This window comes from Halanaerobacter jeridensis (genome assembly GCF_016908315.1).
Lineage (GTDB): Bacteria > Bacillota > Halanaerobiia > Halobacteroidales > Halobacteroidaceae > Halanaerobacter > Halanaerobacter jeridensis.
Genome location: NZ_JAFBDQ010000034.1, coordinates 1 through 7,595 on the forward strand (window position 1 = coordinate 1; position 7,595 = coordinate 7,595).

6 protein-coding genes are annotated in these 7,595 nt (G+C 25.0%); all 6 read left to right on the forward strand.

Annotated features, from left to right (window positions below; all coding sequences use genetic code 11):
- On the forward strand, positions 1-338 hold a 338-nt coding region (locus tag JOC47_RS15045), incomplete at its 5' end, for a hypothetical protein (protein WP_204703237.1).
- 284 nt (positions 339-622) lie between these two features.
- The gene (locus JOC47_RS15050) at positions 623-1,570 is read left to right on the forward strand and encodes a hypothetical protein (protein ID WP_204703239.1); all 948 of its coding nucleotides are present in this window, start codon (positions 623-625) and stop codon (positions 1,568-1,570) included.
- Positions 1,571-1,964: 394 nt separating this feature from the next.
- Complete coding sequence (locus JOC47_RS15055; protein ID WP_204703241.1) at positions 1,965-3,215, forward strand: pentapeptide repeat-containing protein; 1,251 nt, start codon at positions 1,965-1,967, stop codon at positions 3,213-3,215.
- Between the two features lie 238 nt (positions 3,216-3,453).
- Positions 3,454-4,758, forward strand: coding sequence for a YqaE/Pmp3 family membrane protein (locus JOC47_RS15060; protein WP_204703243.1), 1,305 nt, complete (start codon positions 3,454-3,456; stop codon positions 4,756-4,758).
- A 180-nt stretch (positions 4,759-4,938) separates the two neighbouring features.
- Positions 4,939-6,321 carry a hypothetical protein gene (locus JOC47_RS15065; protein ID WP_204703245.1) on the forward strand — a complete coding sequence of 461 codons (1,383 nt, stop codon included), beginning with the start codon at positions 4,939-4,941 and terminating at the stop codon, positions 6,319-6,321.
- Between the two features lie 359 nt (positions 6,322-6,680).
- Complete coding sequence (locus JOC47_RS15070; protein WP_204703246.1) at positions 6,681-7,391, forward strand: hypothetical protein; 711 nt, start codon at positions 6,681-6,683, stop codon at positions 7,389-7,391.
- Positions 7,392-7,595: the final 204 nt, after the last annotated feature.

Genomic DNA, 7,595 nt, shown 5'->3' on the forward strand with positions numbered 1-7,595 from the left:
TTAATATGAAAAATAACTATATTGAACTAGATAATTTATATAGTGAATTAAAAAAGCATGAGAGTAATAAATATATTAATTATAAAGAAATAGATAGAATAAGGAAGATGTATAATAACTTATTAAAAGGAGTTGAAAATCATAAAGAAGAAGATTATATATATGCTATTTCGTTAGCAAGTGATGAAGAATTGTCTTGTAAACAAAACAGAAAGTTACTAATATATAAACTTAAAAAAAGAGTAATTAATTTTTTGTTTATTATTTTACCATTTATAATTATTTTATTAATGAAATTAGAAATATTTGATTTTTTAAATGTATTATTAAATAATTAGTTATTTTGTATTTAATATAAAACTGCGCTCTAGTACTTCAGATAACATGGGGCTAGCGACATCTAAATTATTGGTTTTAAGAAAAATAATATTGATTTCACACAAGTCTGGGATATTTAATCCAGGCTTTTAAATTTATATGAGACGTCGCGAACCCCAGGGACGTTATCTGAAATTCTCATTTTACTGTAAGAAGTTTTATGTTTCATAATTATTCATATTTTAAATGGAGGTTAAATCATGGAGCAGAATTCAAAGCAAGATGAACATTTTATGGAAAAATATTGAATGATGAAGTTAAAAGAATATTAGAAAAATATGTTGATGTTGATAAATTTATTAAATCATTATCTAATTATAATAAAATGTGGAAATTGAATGAATTAGAATATGATTTGAAAGAAGTAATAGATAAAATAGATTTATCTGAAGAAGAAATTAATACTATAACAAGTGCAATTATAGAAATTATTTTTCATTCTGATTTTTTAACTAATTTAGAAAATCAATTAAAAAAGAACAAAGAAAAAATGTATAATTTTCTAGATGAAAAATCATATTCATTTGCTAAGCAATTAAGAGGTTTTATTAAAGACATTATAAAAGATTATCCAAAGAGTAAAATATCAATCATAGACATTTTACTCAAAGAATATTATAAAAGCATGAATGAGTTAGCAAAAGATAGTTTAGAATTTAGATCTTTAAAAGGGATTAGAGAAGATAATGAGAGGTTAGCAATGAGACAAATACTTAAGTCTTATGGAGGAATTGTAGAAAGTAGATATAAATCATATTTAAAATTATTAGCTAATATTTTTTATAATTGTGGAATGGTCAATGATTTAACTAAAGATAGCCCAGGGTATATTGCAAGAAAATTATCTGATGCTTTTAATGAACACTATCCTCAATATACTAATTTAGTTGATATTTGGGAAATAACAATAAGGAATTCTAATGCTCATAATGATTTTGAAATAAAAAACAATAAAATATTGATTTATAATACTAATTCTAAAACTGGAGAGAAAAGACATAAGAAATTATTAAGTAAAGATGAACTTATTAATAGATTTTCTTATTTAAGTGATAGATTTGTTCCAATAGGCGCTTTCCATACTGTTATTTTTGATATTCTAATAGAAGACTTTTTCTTTGGAGAAGAAAATTATTTAGATGATTTAATAAAAAATATGAAAAATGATCCGCAAATTAAAAATCTAAGATAGAAATTGGAATTAATAAGAAACATTTATTAATTTATAATGATTTTTAAAAGAACAGATTAGATGATAATTTCAGTCAACTATGTATAATAATTTTTTTATTATTGTAGTATTATTAGTATTTTGGAATTGAAGTTTTAAAAGTAGTTAAACCTAAAATGAGAACATCAGATAACATAGGGTTAGCGACATCTAGGCTAAGAGGATAGGTGAAGTTAGAGATTACATATGTGAGTTTTAAGAATGGACAAGTTATAGGAGTGTTGAGCCAGACGTCGCGAACCCTAGGGACGTTATGTGAAATTAATTTTACTTGTTAGTGATTCTTTTAAGAGCATTTGTAGAAAGAGATAAATTAAAAGTAAGCAAGTAATTATTTAAAAGAGAGGTAATATTAATGTTTGAAAAAAAGGCTAAAGAAGCAAAAAGGTTAGTAAAACAGAAGAAGAAAAATTATGGTCAAATTTATTCCGAAGAATTAGAACATTTTAGTAGATTTTTTGGGGATGTTGAAGAAAAATTAATTCAGGGGGAGAATAACCCTCCAGAAAATTTTGATTATTTTGAAATTGAAAATGAAGAATATATTTTTACTAAAATAAAAGATAAAGCAATTGGTAATGAATCTATATTTAAGAAAGAAGATGAGATTGTATCAGGAAAAAAATTTTATGGCGTTGAGTTTGATAATTGTATTTTTCATAATGTAATATTTAAAAACTGTTTATTTATAGGATGCAAGTTTGATAGATGTTCTACTATGCCTAGTGAAGTAATTTTTAAAAATTGTTATTTTAATAGAAGAAGATCAAAAAATGTAAAACAAATATCGGCGGGAGATTTTGAATTCAATAATTTTTTTACTATATTTAATGATAGTCAGTTCGTAGTTGATTTTATTAATTGTGAACTAGAATATGCTTTATTTAACGATTGTGAGATAATATCTTCTAAATTTAAAGAAAATAATATGAAAGATATGATTTTTAATAATTGCAAATTTGCTGGAATTAAAATTAGTGATTGTGATATGAGAAATTTGAAGATAGTTAATTTGGATTTTATTGAAGGGTTTAGTATTGAAGATAAAAAAAAGACAACAAAATTTAATAGAGAGACATATTTGGAGGAAATTGATGACTCGCAAGAAAATTTAAATGAGATTCATAAAACATATTTATTATTTGCAGAATGCTTTAAAAAAAATAATATAATTGAATTATATGGAGAATATTTTTACTTGAGTAAAAAAATAAAATTAAAAAGTTTAAATTTCTTAGAAAGAATACCTGCGTATTTTTCTTATTTGAGTTGTGGTTTTGGGGAAAGACCTTGGTATGCTATGTTAATTTCAGGAATAATCATTGTACTTTCAGCCATTATGTATATGATTTTAGGATTTGAGATTAATGGGGATATAACAGCATATAAATTAGCTTTCCAATCTAATAATTGGGTTTCGTTATCAGTTTTAATAAATGATTTTTTTGAATGCTTATATTTTAGTTTTAATAGTTATTTTGGCATAGGAAATTATAAGATTGATCTTGTAGGTTGGAGTAGAGTTATTTTCGCTATAAAAAGAATATTAGGTGTTGTAATTATGGGATTATTTATATCAACATTAGTAAGAAAAATGACCAGATGACTTTAAATGAGGTAAAATTAACTTCACATAACATGGAGTTAGCGACATCTAGGCTAAGAGGTTAGGAAAGGTTAGGGGTTACATATGAAAGTTTCGGAGAATGGACAAGTTATAGGGGATTGAGCTAGACGTCGCGAAGCCCAGGGACGTTATGTGAAATAGTTGAATTAAAAGATATGATTTAATAGGTGATTGTTATTGAAAAACAAATTATAACTATAAAATCAGGAGGATTATTATGTTATACATAATAGCTTTAATTTTCCCACCAATTTCTGTTCTAATTGCAATAAAGAGTTTAACTAAAGTTTTAATAAATATAATGTTAACTTTCTTATACTTTTTTCCAGGTGTAATACATGCTTGGGTAGTTATAGGAAATAATAGTACGGCAAGTAAAAATTACAAAAATAAAAAAAATAAAACTAATATAAATGATAAGGTAGAAGTGGAAAAAATAGAACCATTTAATCAGTATTTTCCAAGTATAGAAACCATGAGTAGAAAGCAAAGGAAAAGTTATGAATTTATTTGTGCACATCTTGAAGAAGGAAAACATATTGATGTTGAGGGGAATATTTCATATTTATTTATATATATGTATGAAAAATTAAACTTAATATTAAAAAATACAAACAAAGCTAATGAAGTTATAAACGATTATAAAAATTTATATGAGAATTATAAACATATAGATAAAGTAGCTTCTTATTTACTTAATTGGATTGGAGACTTATATTGTTTTTGTGGAGAATTCAAAAATGCTTTAGAATATTATGAGTTAGATCCTTCAGGTACTCAAACTCATTTAGCAAATAAAGTATTAAATATAAAATATCATAAGAATGTCAGAGTTCGTCCTGAGGATATATTTTGTATTAATAAAATATTAACAGATTATGGCAGGGAGAATTTTAATAAAGTCATTGAATATAGTGAAATCATTTTAGAAGAAGAAAGAAAAAGAAGGGGAGAAGATTATCTACAGTATATAGGAGATAAATATTATAATGAGGTAGAGAAGTCTTCTTTTAACTTATTTAATGGATATCCTGGGAATTATGAATTAAATAAATATTTTCATAGTGAAAATGAAGTTTTTGAAATTATTCCTTTTTATAAAATAGAAGAATTTTTAAGTTTTGCAAGAGAATTGTCTAGAGATGCAGAGAATTTATTGCGAGAAGAAAAAGACATTCCAAAAGTTGGAGAGGGATGGGTCTCGGAAACAGAGTTATATTATAAGATTAAAGATTATATTGAAAATTTTGAAGTGGTGCATCATTATAATTCAGATTGGTTAGGGCAGCAACACCTAGATATTTTTATTCCTGAGTTAGATTTAGCATTTGAGTATCAAGGGAAACAACATTTTGAACCAGTTGAATTTTTTGGTGGAGAAGAAGCTTTTGAAGAACAAAAAAAGAGAGATAAAAGGAAAAAGAAGAAATGTTCTAATAATGATGTTAAACTAATTTGTGTAAAACCTGATTATAATTTTGAAAATATTAAAGAGATAATTAATGAGGAAGTAAATGGTTAAACCAATTCAACTACTTCACATAACATAGGGTTAGCGACATCATAAGTGTTAGAGATTATTGTTGCCACAATGACTTATAAAATTCAGGTTTATAATTAGTAATGAAAGAAATATATGACGTCGTGAACCCTAGGGACGTTATGCGAAATGCATATTAAATTGGAAGGAGTATAGTTGATAATGGATTTAAAAAAACTAAAATTTGGAGAACGTATAGAAATTTCTAATGAGATGTCCAAAAAAGATTATATGTATTCAGTATCATTGGTTAGTATCGGCAAACATTTTTTAGAATATTTTTTTGGAAGTGAAGTATATCAAATGTCTTTTCAAGAAATAAGAGAAAAATTTATTTCTTCTTCTAATAATAAGGATGTTCCAAAAGATGAACTTTCTTTTTTTAAGTTTATTTGTAAAAGATATTTAGATCTTAAAGATCGTCCCTCAATTAATATGCTAAAATATTATAATCAAGCATCTAGTGATTTAAAGGATATAAATAATAGAATAAAAGATTATGAAAAAGATATAAAAGAATTAAATAAAATTAACAATAGGAAATTAACTAATGAAGAAGGCTATGAGAAACTCCTATTAGAATATTATATAGATTTAAATAAAAAAGCTAGAGAAGAAATAATAAATTTTTTAACACATGACATTAGATATTATGCTTTAAAAGATTCTAAGGAAGTTCCTAACTATTTTTCAACATTTAGTTGTTCATATGATTATCGTTTTGATCCATTTCGTTATAAAAAAGAAAATATTACAGATTTACATAATAAATTTCAGGATTTATCTGTTCCAGTATATAAAGAAATATTAAAAAAATATGAAGAAGATAAAGAAGAATTTTATAATCTTATGGAAGAGTATATTTGGGAATATAAGATTATAGATAAAATATATGATTTTATTTATTCACATCATAGGTTAAATAAAAGAGAAGAAATACTTAAACAAGCTTTAATAGCTTATGAAGAAGGACAAACTCTTTTGTTTTGTAATGTTATTCCCTTACAAATTGAAGGAGTTTTTCATGATTATTGTATAGAATTAGAAATTCCAGAAACAGACCTTTTAGCATCACCTTTACATGATAAATTAACTAAAATATCTAATGAAGATAAAAACTTTAGAGATTATGAGTATTTTAATTTTAAATTTCCAATTATCAGAAATAAAGTGGCACATGGAAATTTGTTTAAGGAGAGTAATAAGAAATTATCAAGATTTTTATTGTTAGATTTATTTAGTGCTTGTAAACTTTTAGCTACTTCAGATAGTTTAGAAATTAATAAAGCAGTTAGTATACTACAAGAATATGAAAAAGATTGCAGTTTTAAGAATTCACTTAAATCTATTATTTTTTTACAAAATATTACTATACCTAATTTTTATGATTTAGATTCGATTATTGATGAAATAAAAAGTAGATTTATTAAAGATGATGTTTGGAATTATATTGAAGGCATTATAGAAGAAGATAATAATTTATTAAATAGGGGTATACGTAGTATTGCTATTTATTTAAAAGAACAAGGAATAAAAAAAAGATAAATGTGTTAATGTACTTAGAAAGACAGGAAAAGTAAGTAAAATGAGTTTTAAATTAGATTCTTTTTGCGATGAGTTAAATAAATATGAGTGGTTATATAAAAGTAAAAAACACGATTAGTTGAGATAGTAGGAAGTGAAAATTTATGTTGTAAAATATGCACTTCGCATAACAGCACGTTAGCGACATCCCAACTTGGCAGGATAAATGAAAGCAGGGATGACTTATGTAAGGATGGTAGTTTTAATTAGAGGTTAGGAGTATTCAAGGGGACATCGCGAACCTGCAGGACGTTATGCGACATCAAATTAGCAGTAGTTATCTTTTTGCGCGAATAATATTTTAAAAGGGGTTAATATTTATGAATGATTTTGAAAACTCTGAAGAAAAGATTAGGAAAGAAATAAATAATAAAATTGATAGGGTCGCGCAAAGAATTTATGATTATGGATGGCCAATTAGTCCTAATATTGATCAATTAGAATTAATGTTTTTAGGAGGAAAAGATGAATCAACATATAAATTTTTTGATGAAGATGGAAATGAATTAGAAATAAGTGAAGGGATAGATCAGCATATTTGTAATATATTTAGAAAAAATAATTATCAATTGTTAAAGACTATTGTTGATGATTGGGAATTAAAGATATTTAAAAGGCGAAAACATATTTGGAATCAATGTATTAAAGCGCATATAGATGAAAATTATATATTATCTACATATACTTTAGCTATACAAATAGAAGGTTTGTTAGAAGAGTTTAATATGATTTATTCTTATTCTGAGGGTGGGCAATTATCCATTTTAGTTGACGATTTTGTTTCTTGGTTTCCGAATAAAATAAATACAAATTTAGATGGGATTTCAGAAGTAATCTTCAATTCTTTTATTGAAAATATAAAATTTTTATCGAAGTCTACTTATAATATTGATAAAAAATCAATATTTTATCAGCAATTAAATAGAAATTATATAGCCCACAGTAAGTTGACGGATACCAATGAAGTTTTATCACTTAAATGTTTTTTATTATTAGACCTTATACATTTTTCTTTTGATATTATTCAATAAATCCAATTTGACATCGCATAACATAGGGTTAGCGACATCTAGGCTAGGAGAATAGGCAAAGTTAAGGATTACATATAAAAGTTTTAGAGAATAGACAAATTATAGGAGGTTGAGCTAGACGTCGCGAACCCTAGGGACGTTAGGCGAAATTTACAAGGGGGTTAATATTTATATGAACAAACATATTAAAATTCATTCAGAAAT